This window comes from Zunongwangia atlantica 22II14-10F7 (genome assembly GCF_002094855.1).
Classification (GTDB): domain Bacteria; phylum Bacteroidota; class Bacteroidia; order Flavobacteriales; family Flavobacteriaceae; genus Zunongwangia; species Zunongwangia atlantica.
The window spans coordinates 114070-138518 of the sequence record NZ_ARYN01000011.1 but is presented as its reverse complement, the minus strand read 5'-3'; the positions used below and the strand labels follow the sequence as shown (position 1 = coordinate 138518).

The following is a 24449-nucleotide window of genomic DNA, read 5'->3' as shown; positions in this document are numbered from 1 at the left end:
CCTATATTATAAATTGTAAATACATCACATTCCTCGCTACTTAAAACTTATAACTTATCGAAAATTCTGTAGTCACAAATATTTTTAAAGGTACATCCCTTTCTTCTGAAGAAATTCTTTTAATCATCCCTCATCTTAAAAAACTAGAATTAAAAAAGGGTGAACATTTATTAGAAGCTAATGAAACAGTACTTTACCAATATTACGTAACCCAGGGATGTTTACGCACATATTTTATAGATCAAGCTGGTAAAGAACATACGCTGCAATTTGCTATTAATGATTGGTGGATAAGTGACTATACTGCATTTTTTAGTAGCACCCAGGCGATCATGAATATTGAATGTATTCAGGATGCCATTCTATATAAAATCTCTAAAAAAGGTATGGAAGACTTATTTCTGAAAATACCACAACTAGAAACTTTCTTCAGGAAAAAAATGGAAGGAGCTTTTGCCAGTTTTCAGAAAAGAATTTTAGCAAGCCTGGCGCAACCAGCTAAAAAAAGATATTTAGCATTTATTACTACATATCCTAATATCGAACAAAGTGTAAAGAATTATCATATTGCCTCTTATCTTGGAATCACAACCGAGAGTTTAAGTAGGATAAGACGAGAGAATGCCAAGAAGTAATTTCTTATCATACATCAATTTTTAAGGGCTTTCTTCACGCTACATTTGCCTATATAAATTAATTCAATTGCTTAAATGAAAAGAGTATTAACAGCGATTTTCACTATGGTTTTATTGTCATCTTGTGGGCAAAACGCTAAAAAAGAAGCACAAGTAGAACCAACAAATAGTGAGAACCTTAAAAAAAACAACGAAATGAAAAAGGTATTATTTGTATTAACAAGTCATGAAGATCTAGGCGAAACCGGAGAAAAAACAGGTTTTTGGATCGAAGAATTTGCAGCTCCCTACTATTTTTTAAAAGATAAAGGTTTTGAGATCACTTTAGCTTCTCCAAAAGGTGGGCAGCCTCCTATAGATCCCAAAAGTGAAAGCGAAGATGCGCAAACTCCAGCGACAGAACGTTTTTATAATGATGAAGAAACGCAGAAGGTTTTGGCAAACACTATGAAGTTAGAAAATGCAAATCAGGAAGATTTTGATGCGATTTTCTATCCTGGTGGTCACGGACCCTTATGGGATTTAGCTGAAGATAAACATTCTATTGCCCTTATTGAAGATTTTTATAAGCATAACAAACCAGTTGCTGCCGTTTGTCACGCCCCAGGTGTATTTAAGAACACTAAAAATGCTGAAGGAAATTCTTTAGTGGAAGGTAAAAAAGTGACCGGTTTTACTAACGAAGAGGAAGAAGCGGTTCAACTTACCAATGTAGTTCCTTTTTTAGTGGAAGATATGCTTAAAAAGAATGGTGGTATTTATTCTAAAAAAGAAAACTGGGCTCCTTATGCTGTTGAAGACGGTTTATTGATCACCGGGCAAAATCCAGCATCATCTGAACTGGTTGCTGAAATTTTAGTTGAAAAACTGAACTAATATCGTTCAATATATTTATCAAAAAAGCGATCTGGATAGTATCTGGATCGCTTTTTTTATTCAAGCGGATTTAGATAAACCTCACCTTTTTAAAATGATTCTTCCTTCTTTAGTTGAATAATCATAATTCCGTCGCATTCTTTATCGGTGATTTTTAAAAATAGATAAAATTAAAAGCAGCAAAAAAGTCAATATTCTCATCATTAATTTTTTATTCGCCTTAGCGTGCAATGCTTATATCGTAATTTTTAATTTGTAATTTCACCGTGCCGGTGTTGGTTTCATTGCTTTTCATCGCTTTACGATCGATCTTGGTATCGCTTCCCATAAAATTAAGTGGAATTTTTAGATTTTCGATCGCAAAAGAAACTTCAATATATTCTGGTAATATTTCAGTAGCATTATACTGCATTTGTAAAGTATAGCTTCCCTGATTTTTAGTGGTAATTTCAGAAATTATAATATGATCATTTTCAATATCCAGATAAAGAGTCGCCATCGCCATATCGGCTTTTTCATCTTTTGGAATCACGCTTAAAACTTTCAAATTTTGATTATCGATCGTCTTAAAACCACGATCTACACTGATAAAAGGATGCTCAAAAAGTTCAGAAAACGTAAAATCTAGTCCGCGTTTTGGAAAGATTAAAAAATCTTTACTCTTAAACTTTATTTTCTCGCCTCGATTATATTCCATCGAGGCCGTTTTTGGAGGCATATTTATAAAGGGCGCTTCCACATCTACCACAATATCTGCGGTGAAATGTGAAACCTCTTCCATTCTCTCTTTAATTCGCAATAAATCTTTATCGATCTCCTGCGCCTGTAAGCTCACGCTTAGCATTAAAATCAGCAAAAAAATGATCCTTAATTTCATCCAATATCGGTTTTACTGAATTTATAAATTCCAATAAAAGCAAATAAAACAGTATATCCTAAAAGCATTATGTTGTCTTGACAAATACTATAATGATCCAGATCGTACGCAAAAAATCGCTGCCATGAATTAGTTAACTTCGGAAAAAAATAGTCGCCAAAATTACCAAAATCGGCTTTTATAAATAACGAACTTAAAATTAGAAACAAAGCTGAAGCAATCCAGGTTTTGGTAGGTTCTTTCAGGATAATTCCTAAAGTTACGCTTACTGTTGTAAAAAAGATCATGCTTAAAGTGCCAGACGCAAAGGCCCATAAAATCCTGCAGAAGGCTTCTTCCGCAGGGAAAAAATTTAAAGTTCCCAAATACACTACCAAATCGCCATCTCCAAAAATACCGTAAGCCAATAAAAAACTACTAAGCATTAAAAGCGCTAAGATCGATATTGTAAAAATTACAGACGTAATATATTTTGCGGTGATCAATTTCTTTTTGCTTACCGCTTGCAACATCAGAGTTTTTAAAGTTCCGGTTTTGTATTCTTCAGTAATTAAAGCTGAACTTACGATCATTAAAATTAAAGGTAAATTAAACCAAAGTGAGTTTAAAACAATGTATAACAATAAATTACCGTTAAGCAGGTTTCCTTCGAAATAAAAAGATTGCCTTAAATTATCCAATAATAGCTCTAAAATGGTTTTTCCCTGGTAATATGCGGCAAACAAAATGATAAATTCGATTATTAGAACTGCCGCGATCGCATACCAGGTTTTTGCTTCTCGAAACAACTTAAATAGCTCTACCTTTAAAATTTTATACATCATGTGGTAGCGGACTTAAAAGTTCGTTCAACGTAAGCTGGGGAACGCAGGCAGTGATTTTGTATCCTTTTTGAACCAATTTTTCTAAAACATTAGAGATTTCAGTAGAATTACATTGAATATCGATCCTATGATCTTCAGCAAAAATGATATTTGGAAATTCGTTTTTCGCCTGCCCTACTCCGATTCCTTTTATTGTAAACCTGGAAATATGCTTATTAAAAAGCGCATTGGTTTCGCCCTGATTTACCAATTTCCCACTATCGATTACGTATAAATAATCGCAGCAATTCTGCAATTCGGTCATTAAATGTGAGGAAATTAAAATGGATTTATGCTGAACCGCTAATGATTTTATAAGCTGAATTAATGCTGAAACACCCGTAGGATCTAATCCTGAAAATGGTTCGTCCAGAATGATAATTTCAGGATCGTTTAGCAAGGCAATCGCGATAGCCAGGCGTTGTTTCATTCCCATCGAGAAATTACGTACTGCATCTTTTCGCTCTAACGGAAGTCCTACATTTTTCAAATATTCCTGAAGACTTTTTCTATCCCGGGGTGCATTCTGAATTTCAGCAAAAATCTTTAGATTCTCGTAGGCATTTAAATAGCCATACAATCCGGGATTTTCGATAATCGCACCTATAGACTTTCGTTTCTCTGAATAAATTTTTAGCGTACCAGAATCTGGCGTTACCAAATTGCACAATATCTTAAACAAGGTGGTTTTACCCGCACCATTTTTACCTAGTAGCCCGTAAATTTTACCGGCTTTAAGCTGCATAGAAATATGATCTACTGCTTTACCAGATTTGTAGCTTTTGGTTAAATTATTGGCCTCTAAGATCACGAAAGTAGCTTTTGCTGATTTCTAAAATCGAATTTTGGCGCATAGTAGCGCTCTAAAAAAGTACGTGACCAAAAATAATTACGGAAGAGAAATAATGGATCTTTTATCATAAAAGTCGGAATAAAATGATACCAGCTAATTCCCATTTTCTGATAAAATCGCTGCACATCTTTATCGATTCCCAACTCTTTGGCTGCGGCCATAAACGCCATTCGCTGGCATTTACTACCGGTATAATTTATAGCGATCTTTGTTTTAAATCCATGCTGAAACATTTGATCTTTAGCTCTTTTATAATTCTGAAATCGCGACCAAACATCGGCCATTACCAAAAACATGTGAATAAAAGAGAAAAGTAAACACCAAAGCCAAAAGCCAATGATAAGCAAATCATTGGCTACAAGCGATTCATTAAACTTTGCGTAATAAAACAAGGTTTCGATAATAAAAAGAAGTAATGCGCCATACAACAGCTTTCCTACATTCCAGTACGATAGAAAAATACTTGGTTGTTTTGGCAGATCATGAAAATTCATTTAAAAATGACTAAGCTTGAAAGACAAATATAAATCATTGCTTCGTTTACATACATTAATAAACCTGGCTTTAACTTAATTTTGATTTTCTGAATTTAGACAGAAAAGATAATGAATATCCACTTAAAAATATGTGCTGAAATTATATAAAATCGGTTATAATTTTAGTAAACTACCTCGGGGCAAGCCCACGTGGCATTCACTAGAAACAATTTTTTAATTTCGAGGCAAGCCTAAGAGTAATATACCCTTTGGCTGTGCCAATAAAATGAAACAGGGAACGCAAGACGTTCCCTGTTATTTCGAAGATTGATTGGTTAGGATGATTTTCTCCGAAATTATTCTTTAGTAGTTTGGATCACTACGTTCCCTCCAGATTTAAATAACTGAAAAGGAATAAAATAATCCTCCAAAACATCTGAATTTACATTGATTCCTTCAAGATTTCTGCCTTTACCGCTTTGGGTAAAGTTTAGTGTACTACGATTGGGCATCGTCCAGGTAACTTTATCAAAAATAGGCACAGTCACCAGAAATTCGGCATCTGCTGGTGATAATGGATACACTCCACTGGCAGCAAAAACGTACCAGGAAGACATTTCCCCGGCATCGTCCATTCCAGATAATGCATTCCCGCCTTCTTCAATACCAAAATAATTTTGCATCAAATTATCTAAAATCGCCTGTGATTTTTCTGGCTTATCAATAAAATAATAGGCAAAAGGTGTCTCGTGATCGGGTTGATTTCCCTGGCTGTATAAGCCCATAAAACCAGACACATTTCTGGCAATATGCTTAGGATTCCACGGTGTAGTAAAAAGTGAATCCAATTTTTCCTCAAATTTTTCCCTTCCGTAGAGATTAACCAATCCCGGCATATCATGCGGAACGTAAAAAGATAACTGCCATGCATTAGCCTCGCGATACATATATTCGTAGTAGGGATATTCTGCATCAAAAGGGCTTACCCAGCTGCCATCTTCTAATTTTCCTCGCATAAAATTGGTCTTCTTATCAAACACATTCTGGTAATTTTTAGAACGTTTCATAAGATCTTCAAAATGGCTATTATCACCAAGTGCTTCTGCCAATAGTGCCAAAGAATAATCGTCATGCGCATATTCTAAGGTTTTAGACACTCCAGCTTTTGCTTTACTTTCTACATGCGGATTTTCGATTTGCGGAGTAGCGATGTATCCTTTTTCGATATATTCTGAAATATAAGGTCGTGTTCCGCCCTCTTTGTAAGCGTTATTCAGTAATAATTGATAAGCTTTTTGAACATCAAAATCCTGAATTCCCATATTGTATGCTGCGGAAATAAATGAAGCAGCGTGATCGCCATGAAAAAATGTAGGCATAAATCCGTTATTTTTACCTCTATCGATTACCGAGCTTATCACATCTTTAGCAACATCTGGCTGAAGCATATTTAACAACACCAGTTTATTACGATAGGTATCCCAAAAAGATGGTAGCGTATAATATCGAAAATCGGCTTTTTTAATATTGCCCTTAGCATCGCTAAACTCGCCATTAAGATCACTTCGTAAAGCTGGCCACAGAAAGGCGCGATACAAAGAAGAATAGAAAATTTGCTTTTGTTTTTTGGTTCCTCCTTTAACTTTTATGGAACCCAGTAAAGATTCCCAGGTTTCGATCGCTTGTTCGTGAACCTCATCGAAACTTCTATTTGCGATCTCTTTTTCAAGATTATTCTTAGCATTTTCTATACTCACATAAGAAATACCAACTTTTAAGATCACTTCCTCAGATTTGCCATTTTCGAGTTCAATTTTTGCATATCCCTCTGGCGCTCCCTGATTCTCGATCGCTATGTTTTTAATATCATGACTCAGTTTCGCAAAAAAATGAACCTTGTCTCCGCCTACTCGTTGATATCCTGAAATTTGGTTTCGGTTACTGGTACTAATATCCCAATCTGACACTCCGTTATTAGCTTTACCAAGTTTAAAAACAATGCTTCGATCTTTATTATTATTGAAGGTATATTCGTGAATGGCTCCTCTTAAGGTTGAAGTTAATCTTACATTTACTCCGTAATCTTCTAAAAACACCTGGTAAAATCCTGGCGAGGCCTCTTCATTTGCGTGAGAAAACTTCGACTTAAACGGAAATTTTGCTTCCGCAGAAACAGGTAAAATAGGCAAATTACAAAGATTCCAATGTCCTTTATTGGTGTGGGTAAAACCATAGATCTCGTTATCCTCGTACTCATAGCCGGCACCACTCCCAAATTCTGTAATTGGGCTAAGTTGCACCATTGCATTGGGCAGAGACGAACCAGGATAAGTTAAGCCTGCCCAAACACGCCAGCCTTCTGGTGGAGTATATCCAATAATACTAGTATCGGTTAGTGGTGCCGTACCCAAAAAAGGATTTACATAACTGGTAAGATTTGCTTTCTCTTCAGTTTTTCCTGTTCTGGATTTACAACCAAATTGCACGGCCAAAATCGATAATATCAGGCTATATTTTATCAGTTGTACTGAGGTGTTTTGGGAGACTTTCATTCAGTATAAATTTTAAGTATTATCCTAAAAGCTCTGGACTTTCTTTATAGGTTTTCCAGATAAATTCGCCAAAAAGTGTATTTGCCCATGCAAACCATGATCTTGAGAAATTTGTAGGATCGTCTTTATGAAAAGTTTCGTGCATAAATCCGGTATCGCCATGCGTAGCTTTAAGCATTTTAATACAGTCTTTAATTTCTTTATCACTGGTACTGGTTAAACCTCGCATGGTAATAGACATTGGCCAAACCATATCCATCCCTACGTGTGGCCCACCAACACCTTCTGCAGCGCTTCCTTTAAAGAAAAACGGATTATCTGTAGACCAGATAAATGCTCTGGTATTTTGATAAATCTCATCATCTACCGGCATGGCATCTAAATAAGGAAGGGAAAGTAAGCTAGGTACATTGGCATCGTCCATTAATAAATGATTGCCAAAACCATCGATTTCGAATGCATAGATCTTACCGTATTTTGGATGATCTACGATAGCATGCTTTTTTAAGGCGCTATCTACTTCTTTTGCCAGACTTAATAATTCTGAGGCAGTTTGGCTATCATTTGCCAATTCGGTCATCATTTCTGCAGCCTGTTTTAAACTCACTACTGCAAAAAAGTTAGACGGAATTAAAAATGAAAATACTGTTGCATCATCTGAAGGTCTAAAAGCCGAACAAATTAATCCTACAGGATTTACCGGGTAACCATAACCATGTAATGCACGAGTATCTGTGGCTTTTGCCGTTTCTCTTTGAAAATGGTAAGAACCACGATCCTTCTTTTTTTGCTGATCTTTAAAAACCTTTAAAATTTCTTTTATCGCTTTTTGCCATTCCGCATCAAAAGGTGCCGTATCTCCAGTAGTTTTCCAGTAATTATAACCTAAGCGAATAGGATAACATAAAGAATCTATTTCCCATTTACGCTCGTGTACACCAGGTTTCATATCTGTATGATCTGTTGTCCACTCCCCTTTTTTTGAAGGATCATCATAAAAAGCGTTCGCATAAGGATCTTTAAGAATGTACTGCGTTTGGCGATTGATCACTCCCGCAATTAAATGCTGAAGATCTTTATCCTCATCTGCAAATGCCATATAAGGCCATACCTGTGCAGAACTATCCCTTAACCACATGGCATCGATATCTCCTGTAATCACATAGGTATCTGGTCTTCCGTTTTTTGTAGTATAGGTGACTGTAGTATCTAAAGTATTAGGAAAACAGTTATTAAATAACCAGGCCAGTTCTTCATCATCTACTTTTTTGCCAAATTCTTTTATGGCTTTTTCGATTGCTTTACTCTCAAAATTTCGCTGTCCTTTTGGTGTTCTAACCACAGGATATTTTTCTAAGCTGGATGCGAATGATACTTTTGGACTGATCATTGCTAACGACCCAAATAAAGCCGAGTTTTGGATAAATTTTCTTCTTTGCATAGTTTCTTAACTTATTTGCGGTGACTCACTATATTCTGCCCACAGTTCATCTAAAGACTTCCCTGTATATTGATTCCATAGATCTGCAGAATAGGTTTTATTTCGCATGTTTTTATCTAATTTCTGAACAATTTTTTTATCATATTTTTTAGTTAACCAATACAGGAATCTTGCTGTAATTCTATAACTGTTTTTATATGAATTTTCTGGTTTATAATCTGGTAGGCTCCATCCTGCGCCTTCGTTATCTACACCGTATTTAAACCGAACATAATCTGCGATACCTTCGGTTAACCATCCCGGGCCACTATTTGGCGGGTACGATTGTACAATGTGCATTACCTCGTGAGTGATCACATCGATATCTCCCGGTTTTTTCTCTAACCAATCTGAACTAATCGTTATACGACCATTGTGTGCATAAGCAACACCATCATATTCAGTATCGATTTTCACCCTGATGGTATCCATAGATTCAGGATTAAAATCCTTTATTAATTTTGGATATACTTTAAAGAAGGTCTTTACCAAACCGTCTTTAGTATCCTGATTTAAATTAGGATCGTGATTGGTAAAAATTAATACCTTTCCTTTTTTCTTGAACGTTTCTTGTTGCTGAGAAAATCCCATTGTACTTATTAGTAAGCCGGCTGCAATTACAATTTTTTTCATTTTAATTATTGGGGTTTATTATTTATTTGCTGAAAGTGAAAAGGGTTTATCACTTTCGTTTATTCCTCTATTTTTATTGGGGGAATCACTCATTTTTAGATCAAAGCTTCCGCCGTTTAGTATATCTGCATAAGTGATGAAGTTTTTGGTATAAGTCTCTCCATTTAATGAAGCCGATTGAATATAGACATTATCCATATCATTATCTGGAGCATTAATTATAAACTTATTTCCATTTTCTAAGTTTATGGTTGCCTTATTAAAAACAGGACTTCCTAGAACATATTGATCTGTCCCCGGACATACACTATAAAAACCAAGTGCACTTAACACATACCATGAAGAGGTTTGCCCCTGGTCTTCGTCTCCTGGATAACCATTTTCAGTAAAATCGTATAATTTTTCCATTACATTTCTGGCGTGATATTGGGCTTTCCAGGGCTGTTCTGCATAATTATAAAGATAGATCATATGTTGAATTGGCTGATTACCGTGTGCATATTGCCCCATATTGGCCATTTGCATTTCAGTCATTTCATGAATCTTTCCGCCATAAGTTCCTACGTTTACTTTATTAGAAACACTAAAAACCGAATCTAATTTTTTATTGAAGTTTTCGCTTCCTCCCATAAGATCGATCAATCCCTGAGGATCCTGAAAAACAGACCATAAGTAATGCCACGCGTTACCTTCAGTAAATGGTCCTCCCCATTCGTAAGGATCAAAATTATCGTTCCAATTTCCAGACTTATCTTTTCCCTGCATAAAACCTGTTTCAGGATTAAAGACATTTTTATAATTATACATTGAACCTTCAAAACGTTCCTTATAGAATGTGTTACCGGTCATATTGGCTAAAGTATATCCGCAGAAATCATCATAGGCGTATTCTAGCGTTTTTGCTGTAGCTTCTCTTGTTGATGGATACGACACATAACCAAGGGTATAATAATCTTTCCATCCATCTCTTCCATTAGCAGGTCCCCATGGTCCTTTATTCGTGGCTTCGTGCCAATAGGCATCTAAAGCCTTTTTAGGATCGAAAGTTTTAATACCTTTTGCCCATGCATCTGCAAGCAAAGAAATAGCATGATTCCCTACCATACTACCGGCTTCACTAGGGAATGACCAGGAAGGTAACCATCCACATTGTTCATAAGCATCCAATAGCGCCGATACATAACGTCCCTGCATTTCTGGATAAAGCAAGATATTTAAAGGAAACTGTGCTCTAAAAGTGTCCCAAAATCCAGTATCGGTGTACATATAACCATCATGGACTTTCCCATCATACGGACTATAATAAAATGGATCTCCATTTTCGTTAATTTCATAGAACTTTCTTGAGAACAAACTTGCCCTAAAAAAACAAGAATAAAAGGTTTTTAACTGCTCTTCTGAACCTCCTTCTACCTGTATTTTGCTTAAATGTTCATTCCAGATCTTCTTAGCTTTATTTTTAGTAACCTCAAGTTTTCTGTCTTTACCAAGTTCTGTTTCCAGATTTCGTTCAGCCTGTGATACGCTTATGTAAGATGAAGCGACTTTAGCCTGAACTACCTGTCCTGGTTTAAACTGAATAAAGGCTCCAATACCTTCACCTGTTTTATGATTACTATTCTCCCATTTTTTGTTTTCTCTATTTTCCCAGATGCCGGACGCCTGAAAGTCTTTGTCAAACTGAATAACAAAATAATTCTTCATACCTTCAATACGATCCATACCTCTTCCATTGCGTACAAAACCTGTAATTCTTCGATTCTTTTTATCGATCTTTACCTCGCTGGTTCCTGTATATCCATCTAAAACAATCCAGGCATTTTTATTTTTAGGGAAACTAAACCTTAAATGTGCACCACGGTCACTGGGTGAAATTTCAGTATTCACTCCATTTTCTGATTGAACCTGATAATAATATGGCTTTGCTGTCTCATTATCGTGGCTAAATTTACTGGCTCTCTCTTTATCATTTAGCTTTAAATCTTCAGTTACCGGCATTAAGGAAAATACGGCGTAATCATTAGACCACGAACTGCACTGATGTGCCTGTTGAAAGCCTCTAATTTCTTCTTTAAAATATTGATATTTCCAACCATCACCATTAACTCCAGTTTGCGGTGTCCAGGTATTCATCCCAAAAGGTAATGCTGTTGTGGGATAAGTATTTCCTCTTGTTAATTCGAATTTCGAATTTGTTCCCTGCAAAGTATTTACATACTCTACAGGATCTTTTACAGGATCTGTGGTGGCGTGTAGCAATCCTGTAAAAAATAAAGCGATTAAACTTAATTTTTGAATATTCATTTTTTCGGATAAGAATAAAATGCAATCGTTATCGCTATTTCTAGCATGAGACTGCTAATTTGTTAAAATAGTTATAATTTCAATGAAAATAGTAAAGTTAAATCGTTTTAGCAAATTAATTTAAAAAAAGGCTCAAATTTATACAATTTGAACCTTTAGAAATTAACTGTTTCCACAGGATTTAGTTAGGATCGGATTTTGATTCTTCTAATCTTCTGGGAATTCGAAAACTCCCCATTCAGCCATCTGGAATAATGATGCTCCATTATTGCTGATGATATCTAATCTATAATGAGTATAAGCAGTATTATTATCGAAATAGAACTCTCTTGTCATAGCACGATCATTAAAAAATTCATTTGTTCTTTCGTCTAATACTTCCCAATTCTCACCATCATTAGATCCTGAAATTTGCCAGTCTCTAGGATCTCTACTTGCAGCATCATTAGCTGAAGTAAATCTATAAATGTTGATTACCCTAGGGGAATCAAACTCTAACGTTAAATAGAAAGGAGTTAAGTATCCTGAAAGGTATTTTGTAGAAGTATCACCATCTACAAGTTTTGGAGATCCTTCTCCTGCGTCTGGTCCGCCATTATTTTCTCTATTAACAGTTAAGGTAGCCTGATCTGTAATATCGATTGGTGCTGAAGAAATTACCTGAAGACGCACAGATGCAGTTAAAGCATCATCATCTAAAGATGTAATTCTTAATAAAGTTTCACCAGAGCCTGTTGCTGTTAAAGATACAGATTGATCTTCGTTTGTAATTACATCTGCCACACTTGGATCGTCTACTTCCCAGGTATAATCACGCGCTGGGAAGATATCTGGAATAAATCGAGCATTCACATCTAAGGTTTCGCCAGATATTAATAAGATAATATCCTGATCGATAGTTACACCCGTTTCTGTAAGTGATGGAAATTCTCTTCTTCCGTCACAAGCTCCTAACAACAATAGGCCAAGAGCAAATAACAAAGGTTTTATATTTAAAAGTTTCATTATTCTCATAATATTGAAATTAATATCCTGGATTTTGTTCAAGGTTTGGATTCGTTTGAACCTGCCTGTAAGGAATTGGATAAATGGTAACATGATCATCTGAATCTGGTATTTTATCCCACCATGAACCTGTGGTAAATTTCCCAAAACGTATTAAATCGGTTCTTCGTTTTCCTTCAAAAATAAATTCTCTACCTCTTTCAGCTAATAATTCATCTAAAGTTAAACTAGCAGCAGTGTACATCTCAGTTGGCCAGTCTTCTTCAGTGAAATATCTGCTTTTACTTTCGTTAATAAGTTCTACCGCTTCTGAAGTTGCTACTCCACCATTTTGTCTCATTAAAGCTTCTGCTTTGTTAAAATACATTTCTGTTAAGCGATAGATCACAAAGTCATTTTCAAGATAGTTTTCATCATCCTGAGTTCCTGAACGATATTTATGAAATCGTGCACCACTATTTTCTTCACCATCTGTCATGCTTCCTTCTCCTGTCTGACCTTCAGTATTTCTGCGAATATTGTTCACATAAACTAAGGGCTGTCCGCGATATTCCTCTGTTCCTAATATAGGCACTGTAGTACCATATTCATATTGAGGACCGAATAAAAACCATTCCTGCTTACGAATATCACTTTCCTGATAAGCATCAAATGCGGAAGGAATTACTACAAATGCATTATTTCCGGAATAAGTTACATTAAGAGCATCTCTCATATTACTGAAACCCATGTAAAATGAAGCCCAACTATAACCGAAGTCATTTTGTCTACTAAATGGAAATTGAAAAATATTTTCGGGAGAATTTTCATTTGTGTTATTGTATGGACCTAATGGATCCTGATCTAACATCATAGAACCTGCTAGAGCACCACCATCACCATTAATTACTTTATTAGAATATTCAACACAATCTGCCCATCTAGCCTCTCCTGACCATACTTGCGCATTTAAATATAACTCTGAAAGCATTGCATAACCAACAGCTTTAGAAACACGTCCTAATAATTGAGGTGATAAAGGCTGAAGTTTTTCAACATTTTCCAATAGCTCCTTTTCTACAAAAGCAAAAACTTCTTCTCTATTTTGCGTTTCAGGATTTTCTGGCATACCGACCTGAGTTACGATCGGTACGTTACCCCAAAGATCCATAATCTTCATATAGTGATACGCTCTTAATACTTTAGATTCAGCTATAAAAGACTCTAGTTCTTCCTGAGTGATACCTGCGGCTTCTGGATCCACACTTTGGATATCCTCAATAGCTGCATTAACATATCCTAACCCAGTCCACATCAAAGACCAAGTATTTAACAGTCTACTTTCCTCTGTGGTCCAGGTATGATAATGTTGTCTAATATGATCCCCATTATCATAAGCGTGACGTCCTTTTTGAGGCCAAGCAACTTGATCTGCAGAAAGTTCATTATGATAATAATAACCATTTTGCCCAGTAAATGCAAGCCATGCCTGCATATGTGTAAAAGGGCGTAAGGTTGCTTGAATAATCTCTAATTTATTATTGTAAAAATTAGATTTAGAAAGTTCAGAATATGTTGTCTCATCTAGATCCGTACAGCTAACAATACCAATAAAAACGAAAAAAGATATAAAGAATTTATTATATATTATTTTTTTCATAATTCTATTTTTTAAAAATTAACATTCATCCCTACAGAAACAGTTGTTGTTCTAGGATAAAAATCTCTATAATCAATACCAGGAAATAATCCAGTATCCTGAACTTCTGGATCTCTATTACCATCATTATATCCGGTTATTGTAGCTAAATTTCTAGCACTCGCATATAACCTTAATCTTTTAAAGTTTCCTTCTTTCGGAAGATTAACATTATACCCTAATGTTAAGTTATCCAGCTTTATAAAATCTCCGCTTTCCAAATAATAATCTGAATATTGAGGAGCCTCTTTAATTTGACTATATTGTCCAAGGGCTGATGTTAATACATTTGCTGGCAATAACTCTTGGTTGCCGTAGAAGAGATCTACAGTATTGAGAATATCATAGTCGAATTTACCTCTCAAAAATATTGTTAAATCAAAATTTTTATAAGTAAATGTATTTGTTAAAGAAGCATAATATTTCGGCATTCCATTTCCTATAATAGTTTTGTCTTCTTCAGCCATTTGATCTGAAGTGCCTACAGAACCATCTGCTTTATAGAATAACCAGTCCCCATCGCGAGTGAAACCTGCAAAACGCTTACCATAAAAATTCCCGATAGTGCCACCTTCAGTATTTCTAATAGCATTTCCCAAATTACCAGGATTTCCAATATTTCCTCCATCAATTTGTGCCACTATAAATTGCTCATTAGAAAGCTTTACTAAGGTATTTTTTTGATAATTACCTGTAGCATCAACATTCCATTTAAAATCTCCTTTATTAATAACGGCTGCACTTAAAGCAAGTTCTACTCCGCTATTTCTAATGGTTCCTACATTTGTATAAATATTACTACGAACATAAGGTGGCTGAGGAACAGTGTAGTTATAAAGTAGATCTTCAGTTGTTCTTCTATAAATATCCAAAGAACCCGTAATTCTATTAGACAAGAAACCAAAATCAATACCAAGGTTTAATTCTTTTTTACGCTCCCATCTTAGATCTGGATTTGGATTTTTAGCTGCACCTAAAGTTTGATAATATGTAGGCTCTGACGAGTTATTTAGAAAAATTGGATACTTCCCTCCTGTACCTAAAGTTACAAGCGATTGATAATTTGGAATTCCTTGATTTCCTGTTATACCATAACCTACTCTAAGTTTTAGATTAGAGAAAATATTTTGCCTATCCATAAATGCTTCATCAGAAATTACCCAAGCACCCGATATTGCGGGGAAATTACCCCATTTGTTATTTTCCCCAAACTTAGAACTACCTTCACGCCTTATAGAAGCCGTTAGGAAATATCTATCTAGGTAAGAATAATTAATTCTTGAAAAAAAAGCTATTAATGTATTATCTTCTTTAAAACTACTAAGACCTGGTCTAGGTAAGTTTGTATCAATTATAGCATTACCCCATCCCATATTCCAATCCAAAAATGAATCTGTGTTAAATCCACTATTACTCATAGAATATTCTTCTGTTGTACTATATTGATAACTATAACCTCCCAATAAATTGAAAGAATGATCATTTATATTCCTTTCGAATGTAATTGTTGGTTCAAAAGTTTTAGTGAAATCTACATGATTTCCTTTTCTAGCATATCCTGTACCTTGATAATCACCATTTATGTTTCCCCAATCTTCAGTAGACTCGTAATATCTATCATTCCATACATTTCTTTGGTATGAACCAAAAGCTGCTATCTTTAATCCTTCTACAATTTCGTAAGTAGCTTTTGCATCTCCAGAAAAAGTATATTGTTTCCTTAGGTTGAAACGATTAGCATACTCTGAAAAAGGATTATATAAATTACTTGGTTGATAATACCCAAATTGACCTTGATTATTTAAATCTCCTCCAGGTTCAGCATAAATAGGAGTTGTAGGATTCCAATCTGTAATAATTCCAAATTGACCACCCCCTTGCAGATTAGCATTGTTAAAGTTAGTGGCAACACTCGATTGGAAGTTGAATTTATCATCAAAAGCGGACTGATTAAAGTTAATTCTAAAACCATACTCTTCACGATCGTTTTCTAAGGCTATACCATCTAATTTCTGATAATATAAGGAAGCTCGGTAATTACTTTTTTCACCACCACCAGCAGCTACAAAATTATGGTATTGACTTAGGTTTGTATCATCTACTAATTCGTCATAAATATCTGTTGTATACCCGAAATCGCTAGCATCTGTTAATTTAGATGACACGCCATCCTCAATAGCTTTGCGATATTGCGCGGCAGATAGAAAATTAGGCTTATTTTGAACATAATCTCTTGAAACATAAGAAGAATATTCAAATTGAGAAACTCCCTTTTTACCTTTTTTGGTAGTTATCAAGATAACTCCATTATTACCACGAGTACCATAAATTGCAGAAGCCGCTCCATCTTTTAAGACATCAAAAGATTCAATGTCATTTTGCTGAATAAGATCAAGATTACCACCAGGAATACCATCTATTACAATTAAAGGATCTGTATTTCCAGTAATAGAAGTTAATCCACGTAATTGAATGGAAGCACTACTATTAGGGTTATTGCCACCAGTTCTTGTTACAGATAAACCAGCAATTTTACCCTGTACGAGGTCTAAAGGAGATGTTACTACACCTTGATTAAAATCCTTTTCAGAAACTTTAGCTACTGCCGTAGTTACAGATTTTCTTGTTTGTGTACCATATCCAACAACTACAACTTCATCTAAAGCCTGTTGGTCGTTTTCTAAAGTCACATTAATGGTAGTATTACCATTAAAAGTTCTTTTAACGGTCGTCATCCCCACAAAAGAGAATATTAAAACCGAATCATCTTCTGGTACATCGATAGCATAATTTCCATCGAAATCTGTTTGTGTACCAATACTTGTACCTTCTACCCTTACGGTCACCCCGGGTAAAGGCAATCCATCGCTATCCGTTACATTTCCTTCTACAGTTGTTTGTGCAACAGCTTTTGTGCTAAAAGCTGAAAAAAGAACAACCAACAGAAGCATTTGTAAAGATTTTAAAACAAAGGATAATTTACTAAATCGTTTTCCGTAAATCGATTTAGCATAATGTAGTTTTTGTTTTTTCATTAATGCTAATTTTTAGTTAGAATTCACACTTTATTACTATGCGAATATAAATAAAACGATTTAGCTAAAAAATAAAAATGTTATTTTATTCCGAATTAATTATTAAATAAATATTAATTCAGACATAAAAGTCAGGATTTGCCTTGCCTCAAGGCCTTTTATTTGGAAATGATGAATTTCTTTTAATTAATGAAGCAGGAAGTATTTTTTGATTTCTATAAGGTTTCTCTGGTGTACTTTTTAACATTTTAAGTACAGTATTCATTAATTCCTTTCCTATTTCTTCTAATGGTTGAGAAACCGCGGTTATTGGTGGAAAATAAATCTTGAATAGATCATTATCATCAAAGGTGATGATACCTAATTCGTTTATTTTATCAGGAAAAGATTCTCTAATTACTTCTAAACCTATTTGAGTAAGATAATTGGTTGCAAAAAAGATAGAATCCAAATCATTATTTGACAGGTACTCTGCAATTAGCGCTTTTACTTTACCTGTATTTTTTTCGTAAAAAGGTACTTCTAAAACAAATTCTTCCAGGTTGTTTTCTTTCATCGCATCACGATACCCACGTTGCCTGGCTTCCATCTGTGTTTGATTAGAAGCAATAGTTATAAAGCCTATTTTTTTATAAGAATTATCTACCAGATGCTGACTAGCATTATGAACTGCTTCAGAATTATCTATAATCACATAATTGGTATCGATTTCAGGAAAATAACGGTCAAACAAAATCACAGGAATATCATCTGTAACTAATTCAGAAATATCCTCCTGAATTCCTGGTGAAGGCACGATGATATAACCATCTACCTGGCGTTCTCTAAATAAGTTAATTAATTCTCTAGAACGTTCGTCCTTATTTTCATTACTACAAAATAGCACTTTATAGCCTTTATCATAAGCAATATCCTCTATAATCCTGGCCAACTTAGAGAAGAAATAGTTAGAAATATCTTCTACCATTACTACAATAATCTTACTTCTACCAGTTCTTAAACTTTGTGCAAGTTGATTGGGTTTGTAATTAATGGATCTTGCATACTCCAAAACCTTTTTTGTAACTTCTTCTGAAATTCTTTTCTCTTTCGCCTTTCCGTTTAATACGAAAGAAACTGTAGTTACCGAGACATTAAGGGCAGCCGCAATATCCTTTATAGAATGTCTTTTGTTTTTCATGTTAGTTGGTTTGGTTGTTTAGTTAGTATCTATTGTAGTAGTTAGTTGGTTTAAGTTTTTGGTAAAGAACTGCTTCTATACCTTATATCGCAATCAAGTTCTATTTTTCTTATAATTTCTTCTCCATTTTTAGACTTCAGTTTTTCTAACATCAAAGACATGATCTGCTCACCAATTTTTTCCAACGGTTGATATATTGCTGAAATAGATGGTTTGAATAATTTAAAAAGTGGAACATCATCAAATGAAAAGAAACCTTTGGTATCAATATAATCTGGGAATTCATCTTGCAAAAATTCTAAGCCATTAACTGCCAAATAATTTGTTGCAAAGAAAATAGCATCAAAACTAGCCGAATTCTCAACTTTTTGTCTAAACATTTGTTTCCTCTTAGACATATCTTTTTCTCTGTATGGAATTTCCAGGATATTGGGAGTTAATCCATTCTCAGCTATGGCAGATTCGTAACCCTGTTTCCTATCAAGCATCTGTGTTTGTTTAACATCTGTACTAACAAACAAAATGTTCTTATATCCATTTTGAATAAGATTATTCACACCTGTATAGGTTGCCTGCATATTCGCAGAGGTCACATGGCAGGCATTTAAATTAGGAAAATATCTATCGAATAGAATAACAGGAACACCCTCGTCTACAAGAGATTTCACCTCCTTTTCTATACCAGGTGAAGGCACAATAATGTAACCATCTACCTGCCTGTTTCTAAAAAGGTTAATTAATTCTATAGATCTTTTATCCTCATTATCATTACTACAAAACAAAACCCTGTATCCTTTTTTGTACGCCTGATCTTCAATAATTCTGGCTATTCTAGAGTAAATATCTTCAAGCATCACAACGATAATCTTGCTTTTTCCCGTCCTTAAACTTTGTGCCAGTTGGTTTGGACGGTAATTTATCTTAGTAGTAAACTCTAAAACCTTATTAGTTAATTCTTCTGAAATTCTTTTCTCTTTTGCTTTTCCGTTTAATATGAAGGAAATAGTTGTTGAAGAAACACCAAATTCTTTGGCTATATCTTTTAAAGAATAACGCTTTTTTTTCATTTAAAAATTACAATATTTTCTCACTCCGCCAGTGAGCTCAAAAATGTCTAGCCTACTTATTAAAAGTAAACATTTTTAAGCCATTACACAAAATTCTATTTTTCTTAGATCAGGGAAAATGCCAAAGCTATTCTCTCCTATTACAAAACTCACATTTAAAAAAAATCTAAGTTTTCTTTATAATATTAATTAAATTCATCCAATGCTAATCATTTATTATTAGCAGATGAATCAATATAAAATACAGTCGCCTACGATTAATTCATATTTTTGACGCGTTGCAATATAGTCATTTTTACTTCATTTAAATTTATCAATTTAGCAACTATATTTTTTCAACTTAAACAACTCTAAACTAAAAGGATAAAAAATTATCAAATATTGATATTCTATAATTTCAAGACAAAATATAAAATTTTAAGTTAATCCTTTTAGCTAATATTGTTTCTTATTATAAAAAAAGCCGATAATTAAAATTATCGGCCCTATATAAAAACTGTTCTTTAGTTTATTACCAAAAATACCAGTAAAAAGCACCTGTAAGACCTAAAATGATCACAGAATGCACAACATCCCATTTATTCCAACTTTTACGATCTTCTTCATGATCTTCTTTAGAGGTTGTTCCAAAAACTAATCCTTTAATTTTTGAAGCTTCAGGAGCTTCAGTAGCTAAGCTTACTGCAATTACTACAAGAATACAGAATAAGAACATCCAACCACAGAAATATAACCAGTTAAGATCATAGAATAAGTATTTAAATAAAGAATCTGAAGCATCAGCAAAATTACTATAATAAACTTTTGCTCCAAGACGGGTTAATCCTATAATTAATCCAGAAATTAATCCCCACATACCTCCTTTAGCACTGGTACGCTTCCAGGTAATCCCTAATAAAAATGCTGAAGCAATACCCGGTGCAAGTACAGATTGTACATCTTGTAAATAGGTATAAAGTACATCACCCACACTTCGCATAATTGGGATCCATAAAATACCTAAAACCACGATTACAAGGGTAGCAACCTGTCCTATCTTAACAAGTTTCTTCTCTGGTGTCTCTGGTTTTAATTTTTTATAAAAATCTATTGTAAACAGCATTGCTGAAGAATTAAACAACGACGCTAAAGAACTCATTAAAGCCGCTAAAATTCCGCAAACCACTAAACCTTTTACCCCTGCAGGTAATAATTTTGCCACTAAGGTTGGGAAGGCAGCATCTGCATTTGCAACTCCATTGTCTAAAAATGGTAAGAATCCTTCACCTCCTGCTGAAATATCTTGATAATGAATTGAGAAAGCAATCATACCAGGAATTAAGAATAGAAATACTGGTAATAATTTTAAGTAAGCACCAAAAATGGTACCTCTACGTGACTCCTTTAAGTTCTTTCCTGAAAGTACACGCTGAACGATATATTGATCTGTACACCAGTACCAAAATCCAATAATAGAAGAACCAATTAAAGCCCCCAGCCAGGGAAAATCTGGATCATTATTACTTCTTATAAGATTAACCATAGAATCACCATAATCATTAACTTCTACAGCACTTGTAATGGCGATCATCTCATCCCATCCTCCTAATTCTTTAAGACCTAAAACCACAATAATGGCAGATCCTAAAAGTAAGATTGGTGTTTGTAGAATTGAAGTATATAAAACCGATTTCATACCTCCAAAAATGGTATAAAGAGCAGTTATTAATACTAAACCAATCGCTGCAATCCAGAAGAAATCGATTCCCCATAATTTTTCTATTCCAAAAACTTCCTGAAAAACAAGTCCACCAGCATAAACCGTTACGGCTACTTTGGTTAGAACATAGCTTATAAGAGAAATAACTGAAAGTATGGTTCTTGATTGTTTATTATACCTTCTTTCCAAAAATTCGGGCATGGTATAAACCATACTTCTACTATAAAAAGGTACGAAAACCCAACCCAAAATAAGGATCATCCATCCCTGGATTTCCCAGTGCGCCATGGCCATACCGCTTGAAGCTCCTGCGCCTGCCAGACCAATTAAATGTTCAGATCCTATGTTAGAAGCAAATATCGATGTACCAATGGCAATCCAGCCAGCATCTTTACCTCCAAGAAAATAATCTGCAGAATCGTTAGATTTTTGTCTTACTACATAAAGAATTACACCAATAAGCATAAGACAAAAAACACCTATAACGATCCAGTCTAAAGTATCGAATGTTTGCATATTCTTATTTTACTGAAAATTTAAAACTTGTTTTCGTGCTATATTTCTCTCCAGGATTTAATACTACTGAGGGAAATTTTTCCTGATTTGGAGAATCTGGATAATGCTGAGTTTCTAGACAAAATCCTGAACGCTGTGCATAAGTTCCTTCACCTCCCTGTTGTGGCAAAGTGCCGTCTAGGAAATTACCGGTATAAAACTGAATGCCTGGCTCTGTAGTAGAAACTTCAAGAAAACGTCCACTCTCTGGATCATAAGCTGAAGCTGCAAAATGCATATCATCAGATTGATCGTTTAACACCCAACAATGATCATAACCTAAACCGAGTTCTAATTGTTCATTTTCGGCTTCAATTTCTTTACCTACTTTTTTGGCTTCAGTAAAATCAAACGGAGTTCCTTCAACACTTCTCAATTCTCCAGTAGGAATTAAAGTTTCATCCACAGGTAAAAATTCATCTGCATTTAAAACCACTTCATGGTCTAAAATAGTTTTATTAAAATCTCCAGTTAAATTAAAATAAGCATGTTGTGTAAGATTTACGATGGTTTTCTTATCTGTTTCAGCTTCATAAGCTACATCTAAAGAATTATCGTCATTTAGAGTATAAGTAACTGTTACATCCAGATTTCCTGGATACCCCATTTCACCATCTTTGCTTTTATAATTTAGAACTAAAGAAGTACTATCAGAAGGTAATTTTGCCGTCCAGATTACTTTATCGAAGCCTTTATCCCCACCATGAAGCGAATTTTCGCCATCATTTTGCGGAAGTTGATAATCTTCACCATCTAAACTGAATTTACCGCCGGCAATTCTGTTTCCATAACGACCAATTAAAGCTCCAAAATATGGATGATCTGAAGTGTATTGGCTAATAGAATCAAATCCTAAAACTACATCCTCAAATTCGTTATTTTTATTGGGAACTTTTAGTGAAGTTATACGCCCACCATAAGTAATAATTTTTACTTCCATACCTGCTTCGTTGGTTAAGGTATACTGTTCTACCTTTTCACCATCGGCGGTAGTTCCGTAATCTTCCTTGGTTAAGAAATCGATTTCGGATACTGTTGTGGTTAACTCTTCTTTTTCCTTGTCAGACTTTCCGTCTCCCTTACAATTTGTAAGGGAAAACAGAAAACTGAAAAGACATAGGAAGTATACCGTATGCTTTATTTTTTTCATAATTTAAGTGTACTATTACATTTTATGTTGAAAGAGATGATAATATGCCTCATTGGCATTAATTGTATCTTTAAAAGATCTTACTTTGGTATCTTCATCTATAACAAGAAGCTCTACTCCTGCAATATCGGCAAAATCTTCCATATATTCAGTAGTTAACGCCTGCGTATAAACAGTATGATGAGCCCCACCAGCTAAAATCCATGCTGTAGCAGCAACTTCAAGATCTGGTTTACAATCCCAAAGAACTCTGGCTACTGGTAATTTAGGTAATTCCTGCTCTGGTGCTACTGCTTCAACTTCGTTTACAATAATTCTAAAACGGTTACCCATATCAACTAAAGTTGCATTTAGAGCATCACCAACAGGAGAATTAAATACTAATCTAACAGGATCTTCTTTTCCGCCAATTCCCAGAGGATGAACTTCACAAGATGGTTTTGAATCTGCAATACTTGGGCAAATCTCTAACATATGCGATCCCATTACCAAAGATTTCTCTGGAGTAAAGTGATAAGTGTAATCTTCCATAAAAGAAGTTCCACCTTCTAGACCTTGTGCCATTACTTTCATCACTCGGGTTAAGGCAGCTGTTTTCCAGTCTCCTTCTCCACCAAAACCATAGCCATCTGCCATTAAACGTTGTACAGCAAGACCTGGTAATTGCTTTAATTCTCCAAGATTTTCAAAAGTATCTGTAAAGGCTTTAAAACCACCTTCTTCTAAAAACTTGCGTAAACCTAATTCGATTTTTGCCGCATCTATTAAAGATTGTCTCTTTTCTCCACCTTCTTTTAAACTATCAGTTAAATTATACTCGGTCGCATATGTATCTAATAATTTATTCAATTCATCTTCAGTAACTTCATTAATTTTCGCAACGATATCTGAAGAATCATAAGCATTTACTGAAACTCCAAATTTCATTTGTGCTTCAACCTTATCGCCTTCGGTTACGGCTACATTACGCATGTTGTCTCCAAAACGTGCAACTTTAAGATTTTGCATTTCGTCCCAGCCTAAAGCTACACGAGACCAGATACCAAGTTTCTTTTGTACTCTGTCACTTTTCCAGTGCCCAACGATAACTTTACGTTTTTTACGCATTCTGGACATCATAAATCCAAACTCACGATCTCCATGAGCAGATTGATTGAGGTTCATAAAGTCCATATCGATATCACTCCACGGCACTTCAGCATTAAACTGAGTGTGTAAGTGACAAATTGGTTTACCTAGTAATGTTAAACCTTTTATCCACATCTTAGCTGGAGAAAAAGTATGCATCCAGGCAACAAGACCAATACATTTTTCTGAATTATTCGCTTCGCGCATTACTGCAGCAATCTCATCTTCAGTTTTTACCGTGTCTTTGTAAACAATTTTAACCGGAATTTCTGCAGAAGCATCTAAGCCTTCTACAATCTCTTTTGAGTTTTTAGCAACCTGTTCTAAAGTTTCAGGTCCGTATAAATGCTGGCTTCCTGTAATAAACCAGATTTCTTTACTCTCTATAGCAATCATTGGATAA

The 24449-nt window shown here is 34.8% G+C and carries 18 protein-coding genes; 2 read left to right on the top strand and 16 right to left on the bottom strand.

Annotated elements, in window-relative coordinates; translation table 11 throughout:
- The first annotated feature begins 56 nt into the window (after positions 1–56).
- Both IIF7_RS13110 and IIF7_RS13105 read left to right on the top strand, forming a co-directional pair.
- Entirely contained in the window at positions 57–635 is a 579-nt protein-coding gene (locus tag IIF7_RS13110) for a Crp/Fnr family transcriptional regulator (RefSeq protein WP_176218959.1), read from the top strand.
- Between the two features lie 75 nt (positions 636–710).
- On the top strand, positions 711–1511 hold the full coding sequence (locus IIF7_RS13105) for a type 1 glutamine amidotransferase domain-containing protein (protein WP_084842142.1): 801 nt from the start codon (positions 711–713) through the stop codon (positions 1509–1511).
- A 220-nt stretch (positions 1512–1731) separates the two neighbouring features.
- Here the strand turns inward: IIF7_RS13105 and IIF7_RS13100 are convergent, their stop codons facing one another.
- From IIF7_RS13100 to araA, 16 genes are all read right to left on the bottom strand, one after another.
- Positions 1732–2388, bottom strand: a complete 657-nt coding sequence (locus IIF7_RS13100) for a hypothetical protein (RefSeq protein WP_245801633.1) — start codon at positions 2386–2388, stop codon at positions 1732–1734.
- Entirely contained in the window at positions 2385–3212 is an 828-nt protein-coding gene (locus IIF7_RS13095) for an ABC transporter permease (protein WP_245801632.1), read from the bottom strand. Before IIF7_RS13095 ends, IIF7_RS13100 begins: the two co-directional genes overlap by 4 nt.
- Positions 3202–4062, bottom strand: a complete 861-nt coding sequence (locus tag IIF7_RS13090) for an ABC transporter ATP-binding protein (RefSeq protein WP_084842141.1) — start codon at positions 4060–4062, stop codon at positions 3202–3204. Before IIF7_RS13090 ends, IIF7_RS13095 begins: the two co-directional genes overlap by 11 nt.
- Positions 4059–4598 (bottom strand): hypothetical protein, encoded by a 540-nt coding sequence (locus tag IIF7_RS13085; protein ID WP_084842140.1) that lies wholly within the window; start codon positions 4596–4598, stop codon positions 4059–4061. The genes IIF7_RS13090 and IIF7_RS13085 overlap by 4 nt, the downstream gene beginning before the upstream one ends.
- 338 nt (positions 4599–4936) lie before the next feature.
- Positions 4937–7132 carry a GH92 family glycosyl hydrolase gene (locus IIF7_RS13080; RefSeq protein ID WP_139801328.1) on the bottom strand — a complete coding sequence of 732 codons (2196 nt, stop codon included), beginning with the start codon at positions 7130–7132 and terminating at the stop codon, positions 4937–4939.
- Between the two features lie 19 nt (positions 7133–7151).
- A complete protein-coding gene (locus IIF7_RS13075) occupies positions 7152–8573 on the bottom strand; it encodes a glycoside hydrolase family 125 protein (RefSeq protein ID WP_084842139.1) in 1422 nt (473 codons plus the stop codon).
- 6 nt (positions 8574–8579) lie between these two features.
- Positions 8580–9245 carry a basic secretory protein-like protein gene (locus IIF7_RS13070; protein WP_084842138.1) on the bottom strand — a complete coding sequence of 222 codons (666 nt, stop codon included), beginning with the start codon at positions 9243–9245 and terminating at the stop codon, positions 8580–8582.
- 18 nt (positions 9246–9263) lie between these two features.
- Positions 9264–11549 carry a GH92 family glycosyl hydrolase gene (locus tag IIF7_RS13065; RefSeq protein WP_084842137.1) on the bottom strand — a complete coding sequence of 762 codons (2286 nt, stop codon included), beginning with the start codon at positions 11547–11549 and terminating at the stop codon, positions 9264–9266.
- Between the two features lie 207 nt (positions 11550–11756).
- Positions 11757–12554, bottom strand: coding sequence for a discoidin domain-containing protein (locus tag IIF7_RS13060; protein ID WP_084842136.1), 798 nt, complete (start codon positions 12552–12554; stop codon positions 11757–11759).
- 19 nt (positions 12555–12573) lie between these two features.
- Positions 12574–14193, bottom strand: coding sequence for a RagB/SusD family nutrient uptake outer membrane protein (locus IIF7_RS13055; RefSeq protein WP_084842135.1), 1620 nt, complete (start codon positions 14191–14193; stop codon positions 12574–12576).
- 11 nt (positions 14194–14204) lie between these two features.
- Positions 14205–17267, bottom strand: coding sequence for a SusC/RagA family TonB-linked outer membrane protein (locus tag IIF7_RS13050; protein WP_084842134.1), 3063 nt, complete (start codon positions 17265–17267; stop codon positions 14205–14207).
- A 148-nt stretch (positions 17268–17415) separates the two neighbouring features.
- A complete protein-coding gene (locus tag IIF7_RS13045; RefSeq protein WP_084842133.1) occupies positions 17416–18447 on the bottom strand; it encodes a LacI family DNA-binding transcriptional regulator in 1032 nt (343 codons plus the stop codon).
- 50 nt (positions 18448–18497) lie between these two features.
- The gene (locus IIF7_RS13040) at positions 18498–19514 is read right to left on the bottom strand and encodes a LacI family DNA-binding transcriptional regulator (RefSeq protein ID WP_084842132.1); all 1017 of its coding nucleotides are present in this window, start codon (positions 19512–19514) and stop codon (positions 18498–18500) included.
- Between the two features lie 511 nt (positions 19515–20025).
- On the bottom strand, positions 20026–21729 hold the full coding sequence (locus IIF7_RS13035; RefSeq protein ID WP_084842131.1) for a sodium:solute symporter: 1704 nt from the start codon (positions 21727–21729) through the stop codon (positions 20026–20028).
- Between the two features lie 4 nt (positions 21730–21733).
- On the bottom strand, positions 21734–22918 hold the full coding sequence (locus tag IIF7_RS13030; RefSeq protein WP_084842130.1) for an aldose epimerase family protein: 1185 nt from the start codon (positions 22916–22918) through the stop codon (positions 21734–21736).
- Between the two features lie 15 nt (positions 22919–22933).
- Entirely contained in the window at positions 22934–24442 is a 1509-nt protein-coding gene (gene araA, locus IIF7_RS13025; protein ID WP_084842129.1) for an L-arabinose isomerase, read from the bottom strand.
- Positions 24443–24449 lie beyond the last annotated feature (7 nt).

Excerpts from the sequence above, each read along its gene's own strand:
- IIF7_RS13105 (WP_084842142.1), top strand. The coding sequence starts at position 711 with ATGAAAAGAGTATTAACAGCGATTTTCACTATGGTTTTATTGTCATCT.
- IIF7_RS13100 (WP_245801633.1), bottom strand. The coding sequence starts at position 2,388 with ATGAAATTAAGGATCATTTTTTTGCTGATTTTAATGCTAAGCGTGAGC.
- IIF7_RS13095 (WP_245801632.1), bottom strand. The coding sequence starts at position 3,212 with ATGATGTATAAAATTTTAAAGGTAGAGCTATTTAAGTTGTTTCGAGAA.
- IIF7_RS13085 (WP_084842140.1), bottom strand. The coding sequence starts at position 4,598 with ATGAATTTTCATGATCTGCCAAAACAACCAAGTATTTTTCTATCGTAC.
- IIF7_RS13080 (WP_139801328.1), bottom strand. The coding sequence starts at position 7,132 with ATGAAAGTCTCCCAAAACACCTCAGTACAACTGATAAAATATAGCCTG.
- IIF7_RS13075 (WP_084842139.1), bottom strand. The coding sequence starts at position 8,573 with ATGCAAAGAAGAAAATTTATCCAAAACTCGGCTTTATTTGGGTCGTTA.
- IIF7_RS13070 (WP_084842138.1), bottom strand. The coding sequence starts at position 9,245 with ATGAAAAAAATTGTAATTGCAGCCGGCTTACTAATAAGTACAATGGGA.
- IIF7_RS13065 (WP_084842137.1), bottom strand. The coding sequence starts at position 11,549 with ATGAATATTCAAAAATTAAGTTTAATCGCTTTATTTTTTACAGGATTG.
- IIF7_RS13060 (WP_084842136.1), bottom strand. The coding sequence starts at position 12,554 with ATGAAACTTTTAAATATAAAACCTTTGTTATTTGCTCTTGGCCTATTG.
- IIF7_RS13055 (WP_084842135.1), bottom strand. The coding sequence starts at position 14,193 with ATGAAAAAAATAATATATAATAAATTCTTTATATCTTTTTTCGTTTTT.
- IIF7_RS13050 (WP_084842134.1), bottom strand. The coding sequence starts at position 17,267 with ATGAAAAAACAAAAACTACATTATGCTAAATCGATTTACGGAAAACGA.
- IIF7_RS13045 (WP_084842133.1), bottom strand. The coding sequence starts at position 18,447 with ATGAAAAACAAAAGACATTCTATAAAGGATATTGCGGCTGCCCTTAAT.
- IIF7_RS13040 (WP_084842132.1), bottom strand. The coding sequence starts at position 19,514 with ATGAAAAAAAAGCGTTATTCTTTAAAAGATATAGCCAAAGAATTTGGT.
- IIF7_RS13035 (WP_084842131.1), bottom strand. The coding sequence starts at position 21,729 with ATGCAAACATTCGATACTTTAGACTGGATCGTTATAGGTGTTTTTTGT.
- IIF7_RS13030 (WP_084842130.1), bottom strand. The coding sequence starts at position 22,918 with ATGAAAAAAATAAAGCATACGGTATACTTCCTATGTCTTTTCAGTTTT.
- araA (WP_084842129.1), bottom strand. The coding sequence starts at position 24,442 with ATGATTGCTATAGAGAGTAAAGAAATCTGGTTTATTACAGGAAGCCAG.